The sequence below is a fragment of the Citrobacter sp. RHB36-C18 genome (genome assembly GCF_013814485.1).
Taxonomy (GTDB): Bacteria; Pseudomonadota; Gammaproteobacteria; order Enterobacterales; family Enterobacteriaceae; genus Citrobacter; species Citrobacter braakii.
The window spans coordinates 3,481,923-3,498,262 of the sequence record NZ_CP057125.1; the positions used below are offsets into that span (position 1 = coordinate 3,481,923).

General features: G+C 51.8%; 13 protein-coding genes. 7 read left to right on the forward strand and 6 right to left on the reverse strand.

Features of this window, described 5'->3' with window-relative positions; translation table 11 throughout:
* Window positions 1-140: 140 nt before the first annotated feature.
* The 4 genes from HVZ52_RS16710 to HVZ52_RS16725 all read left to right on the forward strand — a co-directional run bounded on the left by HVZ52_RS16710 (window position 141) and on the right by HVZ52_RS16725 (window position 2,493).
* Window positions 141-467 (forward strand): hypothetical protein, encoded by a 327-nt coding sequence (locus tag HVZ52_RS16710; protein ID WP_016152147.1) that lies wholly within the window; start codon window positions 141-143, stop codon window positions 465-467.
* A 369-nt stretch (window positions 468-836) separates the two neighbouring features.
* Window positions 837-1,343 (forward strand): hypothetical protein, encoded by a 507-nt coding sequence (locus HVZ52_RS16715; RefSeq protein ID WP_181598489.1) that lies wholly within the window; start codon window positions 837-839, stop codon window positions 1,341-1,343.
* A gap of 14 nt (window positions 1,344-1,357) precedes the next feature.
* Window positions 1,358-1,609 carry a membrane lipoprotein lipid attachment site-containing protein gene (locus tag HVZ52_RS16720; protein ID WP_016155920.1) on the forward strand — a complete coding sequence of 84 codons (252 nt, stop codon included), beginning with the start codon at window positions 1,358-1,360 and terminating at the stop codon, window positions 1,607-1,609.
* 80 nt (window positions 1,610-1,689) lie between these two features.
* Window positions 1,690-2,493 carry an MBL fold metallo-hydrolase gene (locus HVZ52_RS16725; RefSeq protein ID WP_181598490.1) on the forward strand — a complete coding sequence of 268 codons (804 nt, stop codon included), beginning with the start codon at window positions 1,690-1,692 and terminating at the stop codon, window positions 2,491-2,493.
* Window positions 2,494-2,562: 69 nt separating this feature from the next.
* Here HVZ52_RS16725 and HVZ52_RS16730 read toward each other — a convergent pair whose 3' ends face one another.
* Entirely contained in the window at window positions 2,563-5,007 is a 2,445-nt protein-coding gene (locus HVZ52_RS16730) for a trimethylamine-N-oxide reductase 2 (protein ID WP_181598491.1), read from the reverse strand.
* Window positions 5,008-5,027: 20 nt separating this feature from the next.
* Window positions 5,028-6,122, reverse strand: coding sequence for a NapC/NirT family cytochrome c (locus HVZ52_RS16735; RefSeq protein ID WP_016155916.1), 1,095 nt, complete (start codon window positions 6,120-6,122; stop codon window positions 5,028-5,030).
* A 528-nt stretch (window positions 6,123-6,650) separates the two neighbouring features.
* Between HVZ52_RS16735 and uspF the strand changes: the two genes are divergently transcribed.
* Window positions 6,651-7,079 (forward strand): universal stress protein UspF, encoded by a 429-nt coding sequence (gene uspF / locus HVZ52_RS16740; RefSeq protein WP_016152141.1) that lies wholly within the window; start codon window positions 6,651-6,653, stop codon window positions 7,077-7,079.
* Window positions 7,080-7,319: 240 nt separating this feature from the next.
* Here uspF and torD read toward each other — a convergent pair whose 3' ends face one another.
* The 3 genes from torD to torC are packed head-to-tail and all read right to left on the reverse strand — an operon-like array spanning window position 7,320 to window position 11,639.
* On the reverse strand, window positions 7,320-7,934 hold the full coding sequence (gene torD, locus HVZ52_RS16745) for a molecular chaperone TorD (protein ID WP_019076213.1): 615 nt from the start codon (window positions 7,932-7,934) through the stop codon (window positions 7,320-7,322).
* Complete coding sequence (torA, locus tag HVZ52_RS16750) at window positions 7,931-10,471, reverse strand: trimethylamine-N-oxide reductase TorA (protein ID WP_181598492.1); 2,541 nt, start codon at window positions 10,469-10,471, stop codon at window positions 7,931-7,933. Before torA ends, torD begins: the two co-directional genes overlap by 4 nt.
* Window positions 10,461-11,639, reverse strand: coding sequence for a pentaheme c-type cytochrome TorC (gene torC / locus HVZ52_RS16755; RefSeq protein WP_016152138.1), 1,179 nt, complete (start codon window positions 11,637-11,639; stop codon window positions 10,461-10,463). Before torC ends, torA begins: the two co-directional genes overlap by 11 nt.
* A gap of 131 nt (window positions 11,640-11,770) precedes the next feature.
* Here torC and torR point away from each other — a divergent pair, with 131 nt between their 5' ends.
* Window positions 11,771-12,463, forward strand: coding sequence for a two-component system response regulator TorR (gene torR / locus HVZ52_RS16760; protein WP_016152137.1), 693 nt, complete (start codon window positions 11,771-11,773; stop codon window positions 12,461-12,463).
* Here the strand turns inward: torR and torT are convergent.
* The gene (torT, locus tag HVZ52_RS16765) at window positions 12,436-13,467 is read right to left on the reverse strand and encodes a TMAO reductase system periplasmic protein TorT (protein WP_181598493.1); all 1,032 of its coding nucleotides are present in this window, start codon (window positions 13,465-13,467) and stop codon (window positions 12,436-12,438) included. The two genes, torR and torT, sit on opposite strands and share 28 nt — an antisense overlap.
* A gap of 82 nt (window positions 13,468-13,549) precedes the next feature.
* On the opposite strand from torT, the gene torS reads away from it, so the two are divergent.
* Complete coding sequence (gene torS, locus HVZ52_RS16770; protein WP_075205761.1) at window positions 13,550-16,336, forward strand: TMAO reductase system sensor histidine kinase/response regulator TorS; 2,787 nt, start codon at window positions 13,550-13,552, stop codon at window positions 16,334-16,336.
* Window positions 16,337-16,340: the final 4 nt, after the last annotated feature.

Here is a 16,340-nt window from a genome sequence, read left to right on the forward strand (position 1 = left end):
GCCAACGCATATGCAGCTTGAAGTATGACCGGTATATATATCATCACCGATTCTCTGACATAACCGTCATAGTCCTGTCACGCCGCTGACAGCCCTCACCAATTATAATTTCTTCCGTAAACCCAAACAGGAGAAATATGATGAATAAGATATCCTCTTTTTTCGCTATCGCGTTTTTTATTTCAGCTGGCGTTAATGCGGCAGATACACCCAAAATGCATCAGCAGGCCGCAGCAGCCCATGAAATGATGAATAACAGCAGTGCCCCTGCACATCAACAAATGGCGCAAGAACACGTCGCGCAGACGAATAATTCAACGTCAACGCCATCCCAGGCTCGCCCCTTTTCACAAATGAATAAACATGAAAAAGCGATGGTCGTTCACCAGTCAGTGAATAACGGTCATTCATATGCCCATGAGGTTCAGGCCAGGCAGCACCGTGCACAGATCCCCGCGCAAGGGTAACGTTGTCCTGTGTTGAATAAAATGTCCATCAATACGCTATGTATGAATATTGCGGACAAAACGCGCCACGCAGGCCTGTACATTTACAAGCCTGCGTTCCTGCCGTTAATGTCAATATTAATATTTCTTTAAACACTTCATTAAAAAGTAAATATAATTAAACGTTTTATCTCACTTGTATAAACTACGTAATTCACCTGCTTGTAATGTTGCATATTACAGCCCCCACACCCTCACCATTAATATAAATTAGGATTCCCCCTGGTATGCGTCATTAATATTTAATGGGAGACTGCCGTCGTCGTAAACATGACATTCGAACAGTTCGTATTCCTATAAATAAACTTAATGATGATAGTGAGCAAAAAAATGAAAAAACGTCTGCTGCCCCTCTTTGTCCTCGGCCTGACAACCGCCACAACAGCATGCGCAATTACCCCGGCAATGCAGAAAAAGTATGAACATTCAGGTTGTACACAAATGAGTGAACTTAATGGCTGCGATATCAATAAATCCTATCAGTGGAACCGCGATCATGGCTTTATTGAGAACGGCAACAGCCAGCAGAGCCGTCATCATCATCATGGTGAAGAGCAGCAAAATACCGCTGACCGGGATAACCACGATAATGCCGATATTTACGGCAAATTCAGCGGAAATTACGTAGCCAAATTTGCCAATGGTCAACGCAGCGTTGATATTCACGTCGAGGGTTCCAGCGTGTACGTCAATGGTAATGAAGTGCGTGACGTAAATACCTATCAGGATACGATGACCTTCCGTGTCGGCTATGCCACTTACACCATTAAAACGAATGGTCGCGGTAGCTGGAATGACAGCGATGCCGGGAATGCTGGCAAAATTGTGCGCGAGTAACGGATACCGCCACAATGAAAAAACTGATTTCCACGTTGGTTATTATGGCTAGTCTGTCGGGCTGTGCCGAACATCCTTATCTTTCTGCAGCCGCTGCTGGTATTGGGGCCGCAGCAGTTGCCACGGCGATCGCTAATCACAAAAATCGTGAAGCCAACCGTGATAAAGAGCATGAACGCCAGGAGCGTGAGCAAAGGGAGAACCAGCATGCGTGGCGGCATCGTCACCATCACTCCGATGATGACGGCCATTACTATCACCGCTAAGTCAGCACAAAGAGCGCTGCGATCACAGCGCTCTCAACGGTCATGTATTACAGTATGCCGTTTTAATACTGGAGTCAGGCATGGCATTAACCCTCACGGTATTGCTTGAAAACAGGCGCGCTGCGAGCGCAGATAAATCATTACGGGCAAAGCCTGGATTAAGTCTGTTAGTTCAGGATGAAACCACCACCATACTATTTGATACCGGCCCGGACGACAGCTTCATACTTAACGCCGCGCAAATGGGCGTAGACCTGACGCAATTGACCGCCGTGGTTCTTTCGCACGGCCATTACGATCACTGTGGCGGCGTGCCGTGGCTGGCGGATAACAGTCGTATCATTTGCCATCCCCAAATAGCCTGCGAGCGGTACGCCTCAATAACCCTGGCGGGAACGCCAAGAAAAATAAAAAAACTCTCGCGTGATAACGACTACTCTCGACTAATCATGGAATACACCCGTGAACCGTTGGCGATCAGCGATCGATTTTTGTGGTCCGGGGAAATTAGTGTCGCCACTCCACAGGCCTATGGCGTTATTAGCGAGAAAACACCTCAACCGGATTACATCAGCGACGAAGGCGTATTGATCTATAAATCTGATCGCGGGTTAGTCATCATTACCGGATGCGGGCATCGGGGAATAGAGAATATCGTACGCCATTGCCAAAACATCACCGGCGTTGACCAAATTTACGCCCTCGTCGGTGGGTTCCATTTACGCACTGCCTCCCCCGCTAAGCTATGGCGAACCCGACAATTTATTAAGCAACAACAGCCAGAAAAACTACTCGGCTGTCATTGCACCGGTTCGTGGGGTCGATTGTGGCTACCGGGAACTGACGCCCCGGCAACGGGAGATGTGATTGTGCTGGCAGAGTAACGGCGATAAGACATTGCCATACCAGCAATAAAAAGCGGGAGCCTTACGGCCCCCGCTTTTCAACCATCATTACAGAGTGACGATTGCTGGCTCATCAAAGACGGTGAGTTTTGGCGCTTCGCCGGTGAATTTCTCTGCGTATACCAGGCTGGTATTCCCCGCGCAGCCATTCGCCAGCCTTGAGGTTGGGATATCCGCCGTCAGCACGTTCGCGCCGCCATTTTTGCAGATACCGTTCTCAATATCTGGCCATGCGCCTTCATGGATACAGATGATTCCCGGTTTGATACCGTCACTGATGTGTGCCCCCACCAGCACCTGTCCACGCGCGTTCCATACGCGTACCAAATCGCCCTCGACAATACCTCTGGCTTTCGCATCATCCGGGTGAATCGTTACCGGCTCACGATTAGCAATCGCGTACTCTTTGCGCAGCGAAGCGTAGTTCAACTGACTATGCAGACGATGTGCCGGGTGCGCCGTCAGTAGCTGCAGTTGATCTTTATCCGCAGTTCCTTTCCATTCATCGGGTTCAATCCATGACGCATGCGGCGGACAATCTTTGTATTGATAGCCTTCAATCGTTTTTGAGTAGATTTCTATCTTACCGCTCGGCGTTCCAAGCGCATTCATCACTGGATCGCTGCGGAAATCCGCGTAGCGTACATATTTGTTATTCTTTTCATTCTCACGCATTTCGATCAGTTTGTTTTGCTGCCAAAACGCGTTGAACTGAGGCATGGCGATACGCTGGGCGCGGGCGGCTTTTTGCGCGGCATCATAGAACTGCTTCAGCCACGCCATTTCATCTTTGCCCTCGGTGTAGACCGCCTTACCGCCAGGCTTGAGCATCTCCGCCAGATCGGCAAATACGTCAAAATCACTGCGTGCTTCAAACTGCGGCTCAATGACCTGCTTCATCGGTACCAGATGTTGGTTACTGTAATCACCGGTCATGGTCAGATCGTTGCGCTCAAACGACGTGGTGATCGGCAGGACTATATCGGCATGTTTGGCCGCTGCGGTCCAGTAGCACTCAGAGATGACAACCAGTTCAGGCTTCTGCCAGGCTTTGATTAAACGGTTAGTATCCTGATGATGGGTAAAGTTTGCGCCGCCCGCCCACCAGATCATTTTGATATCCGGGAAAGTTTGCTCTTTACCGTTATGCTGATATTTGCCGCCTGGATTTTCCAGCGCTTCGACAATTCGCGCTACCGGCAGGCTGATCACCGCATCGGAAACCGCCCAGTCGTTACCCGCAGATGACCCACCCTCAATTTGGGCGGAGATGGCTGGCAATACTCCCCCGGTACGCGTTGGGTTACCGCCGTTGGAATAGTGATAAGAGAATCCGAAACCACCGCCTTCGGTACCAATTTGCCCCAGCATCGCCGCCAGAGTTACCAGCATCCAGTGTTTTTGCTCACCGTATTGCTGGCGCTGAATCCCCCAACCCGCCATGAGCATGGTTTTATTGCTGGAGAAAATTTCCGCCAGCTTCTCCAGTTGCTCAGCAGGCACGCCGCACACGCCGGAAGCCCACTCGGCGGTTTTCTCTATTTTGTCGCTCTTGCCGAGCAAATACTCTTCAAACTGCGGATATCCAGTGGTGTATTTTTCCAGGAAGGCTTTGTCATGGAGATTTTTCTTCACCAGCGTATGGGCGATCCCTAACATCATCGCCACATCGGTCCCCATATGTGGCGCAATCCAGGTCGCATTATCACCAAAGAACTCAATGGTTTCGGAACGCATCGGATCGATGGCGATGACGCTTTTCCCTGATTTCTTCAGCAGATTAAAGTATTCAATCCCCTGTTCATCCGTGCTGCTCCAGGCAATCTTGAGGGTATTGAGCGGGTTCATCCCCCACAGCACCACGACCTGACTGTGCTCAAGCACCATCGGCCAGGTGGTTTGCTGCTCATAGACTTCAACCGATCCCACAACGTAAGGCATGATCACCTGCGCGGCACCGGTTGAATAATCTCCGGTATGACCTGCGTAACCACCGGCCATGCTCATATAGCGTTGCAGTAAGGTTTGCGCTTTATGCAGAACGCCGCTGGAGCGCCAACCATAAGAACCAGCAAATATCGACGCTGGGCCATAGCTGCTACGGATCCGGCTATGCTGCTCATGTATCAGTTTCAGTGCCTGCTCCCAGCTAACCCGCACGAAAGGATCGCTTCCACGTTTACCATCCGCATTACCCGGGTTTTCCAGATAGCTTTTGCGCACCATCGGATATTTTACGCGGATATTGGTATGGACCTGATCCGGCGCGGTTTGCTGTAACGAGTTCGGCACCGTTTTAGGCAACGCGCCTTTTGAGGAAACCACTTTGCCATCTTTTACTTCCACGTATACCGCGCCCCAACGCGCTGCCGTCAGAATCGCTCCGCCATTTTGGCCTTCGGCCCAGGCCGGCATTGGGATCACCGAAGAAATCGCCATTGTCCCGGTTGCCGCGCCGGCCGTCTTAATAAAGTCACGTCTTGTGAGTTTCATGATTTCTCCTGATTTATCGCTTATTTGTTCATGTCTTTAGCGTTGTACTGGAAGTAACGGCTCAGGATATCCAGTTCGTTTTCACTGATATTGGTGCGAGCGCCCATCCCTTTTGCTACTGAAGGCCAGGCGTTGAGCGTGAAATGATTCGCTGGAATTGGCGCATGGCAGCCCGCGCAGTACACATTGTCGAGTTTGCGTGCGTAATCCCACATCGGTTCACGGCTGGCGAGAGCGGAACCGCTCCATTCACCCTGCAGCACGACATCTCGCCACACATTGCCGTAATCATCTTTTTTCCAGTCGGAGAGGATCTTCAGCGATTGCTGACCTTTTTCACTCAGGCTGGCAAGAATCAAACGCTGTCCTGCCGCGTAGTAAATGACCTGTTCATTTCCCTGCATCTGGCTACCGCGAATCTCGACCTGTCGCGTATTGTCCGTTGTTTTCAGAACCTGCATTTTTGTTGCCGGGTAAACGGTTCCCAAATCGCCCAGCGCAGTGTTGCTTACGGCATAAAGCTCTGTTGCCGAAGCAGGGGTGGAGGCGGACTGCGCTTCAAGCCCTTTGAGCGCGCTGTCATCCATTTTTATTTCAGGTGGAAAATGGGCGACGCCTTTGTGGCAATCAATACAGGTTTGCTTTTCCTCGATGCCCATTTTGTGCATTTTCTGGGCCTCTGCGCTTTGTGCGGCAAGATCCATCGCGTCCATGCTGTGACAGCTACGGCAGGTCGCAGAATCGCTCGCTTTTAGCTGTGCCCAAACGGTTTGCGCCATCTCCAGACGGTGTTCTTCAAATTTTTCTGGGGTATCGATTTTTTTGGTTATGAACTGATGATAAACATCTTTTGAGGCTCGCAGTTTAGCCACCAGATAATCCAGGCCGCCCTGGGGGATATGACAATCAGCACACTCTGCACGAATACCTTTCTGATTCTGAAAGTGAACCGAACCGGTATATTCCTCATACGGTGCCTGCATCGTATGACACGACAAACAGAATTCCGTGCTTGAGGTTTTGTGCAACGTCCATTGCCCTGCCAAAACGATAACAGCACCAAGAACAATGCACAGCAGCATCGTCCCGAGGATGGTTTTATTTATTTTTCTCATCTTTTATTCCCACAAGATGAATACCCTTTAATAGGTAGACAATAATTACCCTAACGCGGCTACTTATTGATATTCATCAAACGCAGAGGGAAATGAGAATCAGCATGTGGGTAAGTTTGAAGGCGCTCGCATAATTAATACGAACGAAATTAAATATAAAATACCTTTTTAAATTCAGATAATTAAACCAAATCCAAGGTTTAATTAACCATTAATTATGGAAACGTCAGAATAAAAGTTTGATGAGTGCTGAATGGCATTAAAATTATGCCCTTGGCAATAGTCGCTATATAATAAAATATACAATGAAAAAACATAAAAACGAACCCTTTTCTATTACGTGATAACACGTATTAATGAAGATACCCCTCTTGTGGTTGTGCTCAGATATACATTCACGACAAGAGTTGTGACACACACCTATCATTGACGCGCATTTATGCATGCAACCTTGATCTGGTCACTTATTATACAGATTCGATTTTCGCTACACTCTGGGTAGAGGTAAACAAACAGGAGGTAGTGAATATGTATCGCTCAATTCTGGTGCCCATTGATATCTCTGAAACCGATTTAACCCGCCATGTTGTTCCACAGGTCCTGGCGCATGCCAAAACCGCTAAGGTCCACTTTTTAGCCGTTATTCCTACCGTTCCGTTCTATGCCTCGCTGGGGCTGGCTTACTCAACAGAATTCCCGGACAGAAGCGGTCTGCAGGCCAAGGCCAGCGAAAAACTCGAAGAGATTATTAAGCAGTTCAATATTCCTGCAGGCAGGAGTCAGACTCACGTCGTTTACGGCCCGCCGAAGGATCAGATCCTCAAACTGGCGGAGGCGGTAGACGCTGAGCTTATTGTTATTGCCTCACATAAGCCTGGTTTTAGCACTTATCTGCTGGGTTCAACGGCGGCTGCCGTAGTACGCCATGCAAAATGTCCCGTGCTGGTTGTGCGGTGATAGGGTCAAAATGGGGGCGAATTTGCACTAACGTTTATAAGTTAAGCATTATTGAGCACATGTGATTCTTGCTCAGGGTTCCGTTCACCTCAGCGGTAAATGTAGCAATATACCGGAGGCAACAGATTCATTGCCTCCGGATGTCCCACTCTCAGTTACTCATTACGGCCATTCATTTTCGTTAAAATGACAAGCATTAGAACGAATGTATTTCCGTTTTTCTGTGGCTTAGGCCATCACTCAGTTCTGAATATCCAGCCTGACCAGTGCCAGCAACAGCTGACTCAGCGCGCCATAGAAACCAAAGTCATCATAGCGGCGGCATTTGGCGGTGAATTCCGGTAACCAGCGTAACAGCCCCGCCAGCGTTTCTCTGCGCAGCGCATCAATACGCTGGCGGCTAAGCCCGGACTCTCCCAGAGAAAAATGCAGATGACTCAGCAGTTCGATAAAAATTGCCAGATGATCGGCTGACTCGCTAAACGTTTCGCTTACCTGCATGCCAGCATCGGCTAACAATCGTTTAATGACCCCGTAATTCGGCCCTCCTTCAAGATGAGCCGACGCATAGGGTAACGCCGCGTGTTTTTCCGTCATCAGAAACAGGCTACAAAAATCAGCCGCCAGTTCGAGGGTAGCGTCCTCACGCACCTGAAGCGCAGCAATTTTCTCCTCCAGCTGAAGGACTTCCGCTTCAAGCGACGGTTCACCTTTTAGCACCGCGAACCACTCAGCCATTTCGCTGGACTGCAAAAGTGCCAGGCTGTCATCGTCCCGTTCCCGGGAAAACAACTGCGCCAGCCAGGCGTAAACACAGGCCATCTGTTCTGTTGTCAGGGAAGAGTGTTTTATCATGACGATACCTTCTCCGCCGGAACGTATTCGCACTGCGCCACCATTTTTATCGGGCCGCTGAACGCCGTCACGTTATCCACCTTGCCGGTATATTTCTCAATTTCCACCAGCGTGGTATGAGCGCTGGTCGCCTGTGCCAGTTGAGACGTGCCGATATCGATTGTTAATACGTTCGGATTGCCGTATTTACACAGCGCCCCAGTTTCTCCGCCGTTATCAGGGTCGTACCAGGCACCTTCATGAATACGCGCCACGCCTGGCGAGTAGAGATCGGAGACAACCGCCCCGGCCAGTACTTGTCCACGTGCGTTAAACACACGGACAATATCACCGTTGCGAATCCCCCTGACGCTGGCATCCTGCGGGTTGATAAACACCGGCTCTTTACCACTTACCGCATAATGCTTACGCAGCGCTTCAGATTCACAAAGCTGCGAGTGCAGACGGAAATCAGGATGAACGGATTGCAGATGCAGTGGCCAACGCTGCGACCCGGGTCCACCATGTGAGCGTTCGATTTTCTCAAACCACATCGGATGCCCCTGGCAGTCGTCATACTGCATACCTGCAATGGTTTTCGAGAAAATTTCGATCAAACCGCTCGGCGTGCCCAGCGGCTCAAGATCGGGGTCTTCGCGGAATGCCTGATGACGTACAAACATCTGCGGATGTTCGAACTCAACGTACTCTTGCTGATTCCAGAAAACGTCAAAAGCGGGGAGATGAACGCCGCGCCCTTTCCCCTGCTGGCTTCCTTCCTGCCAGATCCGTTTCAGCCACCCCATCTCATCCAGCCCTTCGGTAAAGGCTTCTTCACGATTAAAGCGGCGGCAGAGATCGCGGAAAATATCGAAATCATTACGTGCTTCAAATTGCGGCTGCACCAACTGTTTCATGGCGATAATGCCGCGGTTGGAGTGGTTGCCATACTGGTCAAGATCGTTACGCTCAAACTGGGTCGTCGCGGGCAATACGATGTCAGCGAATCGACAGGTCGAGGTCCACTGATTATCGATGGCGATAACGGTTTCCAGCTTACGCCAGCCCTCAATAATACGATTGATCTGCTGGTGACGATGGAAAGGGTTGGTCCCGGCAAAAACGCACATCTTCAACGGCGGCAACTTAACGGTTTTGCCGTTCCAGTTAATTTGTTTACCCGGCTCAAGAATCGCATCGATAAAACGCGCGATCGGGATGGTGCTGCTGTACCCCTTATAATCAGTGCTGTCATGCATAGGAGGTACGGTGGTGGAGCCAGAAAAACCGCTCAGGATAATCCCTTTGCGGCTTGGCGTGCCCGCACCGTTGTAGTGCCAGCCAAAGCCGAAGCCACCGCCGGGTAAGCCGATTTGTCCAAGCATTGAGGCCAGCACCACGATCATCCACGCCCACTGTTCCCCGTGCTGCATACGCTGGACGCACCAGCCGGCAATAATCTGCGTTCTTCCGCCCGCCATTTGCCGCGCCAGTTCACGAATCGTATCGGCATCAATCCCGCATATTTTTTCCGCCCACTGGGCATCTTTAGGCTGTCCGTCACTTTCCCCCAGCAGATAAGGCAGAAACTGCTCAAACCCTACGCAGTAGTTATCGAGAAAATGCTTATCGTAGAGCTTCTCGGTATAAAGTGTGTGCGCCAGCGCCAGCTGTAGCGGCACATCGGCCTGCGGATTCACGGCGACGTGTTTAACCTTGTCGCGGCCCAGGTAGTCGTGCGTCGAGGTGATGACCGGATCAACACTGATAACCGAGATCTCGCCGCGCGCCACTTTTTCTTTCAGTTGTTCGTAGTATTCATAAACATCATGATCCGGGCACCACCAGTTCGCCTGCTGGTTTTTAATCAGGTCGGAACCCCACAGCACAATCGTTTTGCTGTTTTTCAGCACCAGCGGCCAGGAGGTCTGCTGTTCATATACCTCCATTGACCCGACCACGCGCGGCAGAATCACCTGGGCTGCACCAGTGGAATAGTCGCCCCCGGTACTTACGCTGTTGCCGTGCAGCGCAATGGCGCGCGCCAGCATCCCCGAGGCGTTATGGAACATGCCGGTTGATTGCCAACCGCTGGCCGTCAGCAGCGCGCTCGGGCCATAGGTCTTCTGAATTCGCTCCAGCTCCTGATAGAAGAAGTCCAGCGCTTCATCCCACGAAACGCGCACAAAGCGGTTATCTCCACGCTGCGTGGTATCGCTCTGATGGCGTTTACGCAACCAGTCGACGCGGACCATTGGATAGCGAATACGCGCCCCGCCATGCACGTGGTCCGGCAGTCCAGCGATCATTTTTGACGGGTACTTATCACGCTCAAACGGTTTGGCTTCAATAAAACGCCCATCAACCACGGTGGCGCGGATTGCCCCCCAGTGAGATCCGGTCAGGATCCCCTCTTTGACGCCAGTTCCCTGCACCTCTGCGGCGTTGGCGCTGCGCGGTGTGAGCAGCGAAGGTCCTAACATACCGGCGACGGTCAAACCGCCCAACTGCAGTAGAAAACGACGGCGAGATGCCTGAAAGAGATCGTTATTTTTCATTGCTTTCTCCCTTATCGCCATGCGGCTTGTCCGTGGTGTCAGAGGCATTCATCTGCAAATATTTCAGTAAGGTACGTTCTTCACGTTTATCCAGACTGGTAAATCCAATCATGCCGTTCAACGTGCCAATCCAGCCGTTGGCGTCAAAGTGTTCTTTCTCAGGTGCGCCGTGGCACTGGTTACAGGTTCCGTTATAGAGCGAGTCGGCATAAGCCCAGATTGGCTTAATGTCGTTAACCATATCGCCCTTCTGCATCCAGGCGGTGGCCTGCAGCTTGCTCCACTGCGTGTTCGTTTCCGCGACGGTCGTTTGCTCCAGGGTTTTCACATGCTGCTGAATGTCGCCACGAATGGAGGCCACAAAAATGCGTTTACCTGGCAATTGGGCCAGCACGCGCTGACGCCCGTTACTCTCGGTCCAGCCCACAATTTCAATTTGCAGCCAGTCGCCGTCACGCTTTAACACTTTTACTTCAGAAGCAGGCAGCAGTGAGCCCGCAGGTTCTTTATCCCCTTTGGCGGCATAAATAGGTTTGATGTCCAGGGAATAGAGCGTATCGCCATCGTCGTTTGCGTTGGCGCGTAACTGGTCAAACTGCTTGCGGAAACCGCTGCTCATATCGGGAAGCTGATGCGCAATACCTTTATGGCAGTCAATACAGGATTGATTGTCCTTGGCCGCAATCTTCATCTGACGCGCAGCTTCAGGATGCTGTTTCGCGTGATCCATCGCATCATAGTTATGACAGGAACGACAGGTCGCGGAGTTGTTCTCCTTCATTCGCGCCCATTCGCGCTCCGCCAGCTCGGCACGTTTGGCTTCGAATTTCTCAGGAGTATCAATAGAGTGGGCAACAAAGGTCTGGTAAATATCGTTGCTGGCCTCCAGCTTACGTTTCACCATGCCAGGGATATCGGATGGAATGTGGCAATCATGACACTCTGCGCGCACCCCGGAGGCATTCTGAAAATGCGCAGACTGTTTATATTCTTCATAAACCGGCTGCATGCTGTGGCAGCTCACGCAAAATTCGGTTGAACTGGTTAATTTAATGCCAACGTGCGGTAAGACGATCAGCGCGATACCGACCACCATCCCGATGACGACCAGCGCCAACACTGACCAACGTGCGCTCGGTCTGAGCAGCGCCCTCCATAGTTTCCGCATAATAGCCCCTGTAAATATATGGTTTAGTTACAGAGGATCTTATTTCGCAAATGTGAACGGCAACACTGGTCAGGATGAATGGCTTACGGCACAATGTGAACAGATATGAACAGAAAGAGACAACAAACAGGATGTCGCATCACATTGTCATTGTTGAGGATGAACCCGTTACCCAGGCACGATTACAGGCTTATTTTGAACAGGAAGGTTATCACGTCTCGGTCACAGCCAGTGGAGCTGGCCTGCGTGAAATCATGTCACAACACTCTGTCGATCTTATTCTGTTAGATATCAATCTCCCGGATGAAAATGGCTTAATGCTGACCCGCGCCCTGCGTGAACGCTCAACGGTGGGGATCATCCTGGTCACGGGTCGTAGTGACCAAATTGACCGTATCGTTGGCCTGGAAATGGGGGCTGATGATTATGTCACCAAGCCGCTGGAGCTACGTGAACTGGTGGTGAGAGTGAAAAATTTACTCTGGCGTATCGACCTTGCCCGCGAGGCGCGACCGGAGGCTAAAGACAACTGCTATCAGTTTGCCGGGTATTGTCTGAACGTCTCCCGTCATACTCTGGAACTGGGCGACGAGGCAATCAAACTCACCCGCGCCGAGTATGAAATGCTGGTCGCGTTTGTTACCAATCCAGGGGAAATTCTCAGTCGCGAACGTTTACTGCGCATGCTGTCGGCGCGACGGGTAGACAATCCGGACTTACGCACCGTGGACGTACTGATCCGCCGTTTACGCCACAAGCTGCGTGCTGATTTACTGGTAACACAGCACGGGGAAGGCTATTTTTTAGCGGCTGACGTGTACTGATACAGATAAACAGGACGGAATCCGCCGGGCGACAACGAGCACTTTACATGCTGGCTGTCGACATTTTTCGGGGTGAGCACCAGGATCGGCGGACTGATATTTTCCGGCACAGGTTGTCCTTGTAATACTCTGATAGCCTGCTGAATCGCCAGTTCACCTTGCCAGACCATTTGATCGCTGGCAGCCATAATGATTCTTTCGCGTTTAAGCCCGCGATACACCTGATGCGACAGATAAAAAGAGACGACAGTTAACGGCGCGCCCTGATTGCGCTTCTCCCCCATTGCCGCTTCAGCAGCAATTGCTGTACCGGCCACCACGTCGGCATCCGGGTGACGCTCAAGCATCTCCTGCAACAGATTACGCTGTATTTCAATATCATTATCGCCCAACGCCACATCCACGATGCGCACCTGACTGCCGGCAATCGCCTGACGGAATCCGGCCACCATCTCACGACTGCCCCCGGCGTCATCAGGTCCTGGCAATAATAAGACCTTTAGCGGTTTGCCCGCGCTCCACTTAACCAAATAGCGGCCTGGCTGATAACCCATCTGGAACCACGGAACCCCAATCCGGGCTTTTACCGTTGCGTCATGGATAGCATTCACCACCTCGATAACCGGCAGCGTGCCAACCTGCGCCTGCAAATCCGGAAAAGTCGTCGTGCTGCTGCCCAACAAAATGGCATCCGCGCCCCATTGCTGGCATTGAGCGATTTGTGATTTTTGCGTGTCGAACTGGCGATACCCTCCCGCCTCGAGCACCTTCAGGCTTACGCCGTATTTTTTCGCCGCCTCCAGCATGCCGTAATTCACGGAAAGCCAGTAGGAATCCTTAAGGCTGGGATACAGCGCGCACAGTTTCCAGACTTTGTTTGCAGTAACGTCCGTTAGCGGCTCCGGCACTGCCTGCTGGGTATCCGGCCAGCGCAGCAGTGCGGACCCGGTCGCGTGACCTAAGCCGGGAAAAAGTGTGATAAGCAGGAAAACCAATACGCGCATGATAGCCTCAACATTGATAAGGCTTTATCCTAGTTGCTTTCCTCTTTTGGACTCAACCTTTTTAATCTGTGGCGACCCGACAGTGAATTTATCTCTGACCAAACGACTGTGGATAGGCTTCGGGCTGATGGCGGCACTGACCCTCATTAGTACGCTGGTAGGCTGGTATAACCTGCGTTTTGTAAGCCAGGTTGAGCAGGCCAATACCCAGGCGCTGATCCCGACCATGGACATGGCGCGCCAGCTCAGCGAAGCCAGCGCCTGGGAACTGTTTTCCGCGCAGAATCTGACCACCGCAGATAATGAAAATATGTGGCTGGCTCAGGGGCGTATGTTAACCGCCCAAAGCCTGAAAATAACCGCTTTACTGAAAACCCTGCGCGAGCAGGGCTTTGACACGTCGGCCATTGAACAACAGGAAAAAGAGATCGCCCAGTCGTTAAGCCATCAGGGGGAGTTGGTTGGCGAACGTCTGAAACTGCGCAATCGGCAGCAACAGCTCAGCCAACATATTGTTGAGGCTACCGCCGACGTTGCCGAAATGGCGCGCGGTCAGGCCAGTAATGCCGCCACCTCGGCGGGCGCTACGCAGGCAAGCATTTATGATTTGATTGAGAGCCATCAGGGGCAGGCGGCGGAACACGCTCTCGACAGGCTTATCGATATCGATCTGGAATATTATAACCAGATGAATGAACTGCGCCTGAGCGCGCTACGCGTGCAGCAAATGGTGATGAATCTGGGGAATAACCAGGCGCAGAATAACCTTGCAGCGCTGGAAACCCAGCTTAATGCCGCCGTCAGAGTGCTTCACCGCCGACAAATACGCATTGAAGATCCGGTGGTACGCACCCAGGTTGCCGGCGCTGTAAATTCGATAAGCCGTTATGTCGATCTGCTGGCCCTGTATCGTCAGGATAATGACATCACCACCCGCTTACAGATCTTATCGCAGAACAATATCGAGCAATTTACCCGTTTCAGTAGCGAAGTCAGTCAGTTGGTAGAAATCATTGGCCAACGCAATCAGACCGGGCTGGCGCATCTCAAACAGGCCAGCCAGCGCGGGCAAACGCTGCTGCTGCTGTTAGGTGCGGTGTCATTGTGCTTGTTAATTCTCATTCTTTGGCGCGTAGTTTACCGCTCGGTGACGCGCCCGTTGGCGCAGCAAACCCAGGCGTTACAGCGTCTGCTTGAAGGTGATATTGACTCCCCATTTCCGGAAACAGCGGGCGTTCGCGAACTGGATACCATCGGTCGGTTAATGGACGCCTTTCGCGGTAGCGTTCACGCCCTTAATAGCCATCGCGAACATCTGGCCGCTCAGGTAAAAGCTCGCACCGCCGAACTGCGTTCTATGGTGTCTGAACACCGTCAGGCGCGGGCAGAAGCCGAAAAAGCCAACCAGGCAAAATCGGCGTTTCTGGCCGCCATGAGCCATGAGATACGCACCCCGCTGTATGGGATCCTCGGCACTGCGCAGTTGCTCTCAGACAATCCCGCTCTGGCGCAGCATCAGGAGAATCTGCGCGCAATCACCGACTCTGGCGAGTCTCTGCTGACCATCCTCAACGATATCCTGGACTATTCCGCCATCGAAGCGGGCGGAAAAAATGTGGCGATCGGCGATGAACCTTTTGAGCCCAGACCCTTGCTGGAAAGTACGCTTCAGCTCATGCACGGTCGCGTTGTGGGTCGCCCGGTCGTGCTGGTTACGGATTTTGCCGACGATGTCCCCGACTCCCTACGCGGCGATCCGCGCCGCATTCGGCAAATCATAACTAACCTATTAAACAACGCGCTTCGCTTTACCGATCGCGGACACATCACCCTGCGTAGCCGATGTAAAGATCAGGACTGGTATATTGAGGTCGAGGACACGGGATGCGGGATTGACCCTGTCCATCAGCGCGATATTTTTCAGCCGTTTGTTCAGGTTAGCGGTAAACGTGGGGGGACCGGGCTTGGACTCACTATCAGTGCCAGCCTTGCGCAGGCGATGCAGGGAGAACTGAGCGTCACCAGTACGCCGGGAGTCGGAAGCTGCTTTCGTCTTCGTCTGCCATTACGGGCTGGCGCGATGCCGGTAGCTAAATCCGTTCCACGTGCCATATCGTTACAGGGTTTACGCTTACTGCTAATCGAGGATAACCCCCTCACGCAGCGCATCAGTACAGAAATGCTCACCCTCAATGGCGCCCAGGTCACCGCTGCCGACAGTGCGGCTGCGGCGCTCACCATACTGCAGCAAGACGCCCAGTATAATGCCGCGCTGGTTGATTTTGATCTTCCGGATATCGACGGCATCACGCTGGCGCAACAGTTAACCCGCGAGTTTCCGACGTTAAAGCTAATAGGCTTTAGCGCACACGTCATCGACGAAACGCTAAGCCAAAGAACCAGCACCCTGTTTCTCGGCGTTATTCAAAAACCGGTTCCCCGGGATGAACTTAGTCGGCTCATTACCCATTATCTCCACGGTAACGCCCCTCTCCCGGCTGCATTAGAAAATGACAACCAACGGTTAGATACCCAGCAATTAGCCGGGGATATCCAGCTAATGGGATGGCAAAAGGTGCACGAATGGTTAGCGCTCTTTAAGCAACACACCCTTCCTGTATTAGATGAGATTGACGCAGCGCGCGCAGCATGTGAGTACGAGAAGATAAAACGTCTGGCACATCAGCTAAAAAGCAGCTGCGCCAGCATGGGGATGCGTTCTGCCAGCCGGATGTGCGCAGCGCTTGAACAGCAGCCGCTAGCTGATTTTTCACTCAGAGAGGAAGTACAACTAAGTCTTACAGAAGTGGAAATGTGGTTGGCAAAAGAAAATTTGTCGCGATTAGCTGAAGCTGAACATCAGAAGTGACGTT

Bases quoted from the DNA above. Each gene is read 5' to 3' on its own strand.
- HVZ52_RS16710 (WP_016152147.1), top strand. From the start codon at position 141: ATGAATAAGATATCCTCTTTTTTCGCTATCGCGTTTTTTATTTCAGCT.
- torR (WP_016152137.1), top strand. From the start codon at position 11,771: ATGTCGCATCACATTGTCATTGTTGAGGATGAACCCGTTACCCAGGCA.
- HVZ52_RS16725 (WP_181598490.1), top strand. From the start codon at position 1,690: ATGGCATTAACCCTCACGGTATTGCTTGAAAACAGGCGCGCTGCGAGC.
- torD (WP_019076213.1), bottom strand. From the start codon at position 7,934: ATGATAAAACACTCTTCCCTGACAACAGAACAGATGGCCTGTGTTTAC.
- torC (WP_016152138.1), bottom strand. From the start codon at position 11,639: ATGCGGAAACTATGGAGGGCGCTGCTCAGACCGAGCGCACGTTGGTCA.
- HVZ52_RS16715 (WP_181598489.1), top strand. From the start codon at position 837: ATGAAAAAACGTCTGCTGCCCCTCTTTGTCCTCGGCCTGACAACCGCC.
- uspF (WP_016152141.1), top strand. From the start codon at position 6,651: ATGTATCGCTCAATTCTGGTGCCCATTGATATCTCTGAAACCGATTTA.
- torT (WP_181598493.1), bottom strand. From the start codon at position 13,467: ATGCGCGTATTGGTTTTCCTGCTTATCACACTTTTTCCCGGCTTAGGT.
- torA (WP_181598492.1), bottom strand. From the start codon at position 10,471: ATGAAAAATAACGATCTCTTTCAGGCATCTCGCCGTCGTTTTCTACTG.
- HVZ52_RS16720 (WP_016155920.1), top strand. From the start codon at position 1,358: ATGAAAAAACTGATTTCCACGTTGGTTATTATGGCTAGTCTGTCGGGC.
- HVZ52_RS16730 (WP_181598491.1), bottom strand. From the start codon at position 5,007: ATGAAACTCACAAGACGTGACTTTATTAAGACGGCCGGCGCGGCAACC.
- HVZ52_RS16735 (WP_016155916.1), bottom strand. From the start codon at position 6,122: ATGAGAAAAATAAATAAAACCATCCTCGGGACGATGCTGCTGTGCATT.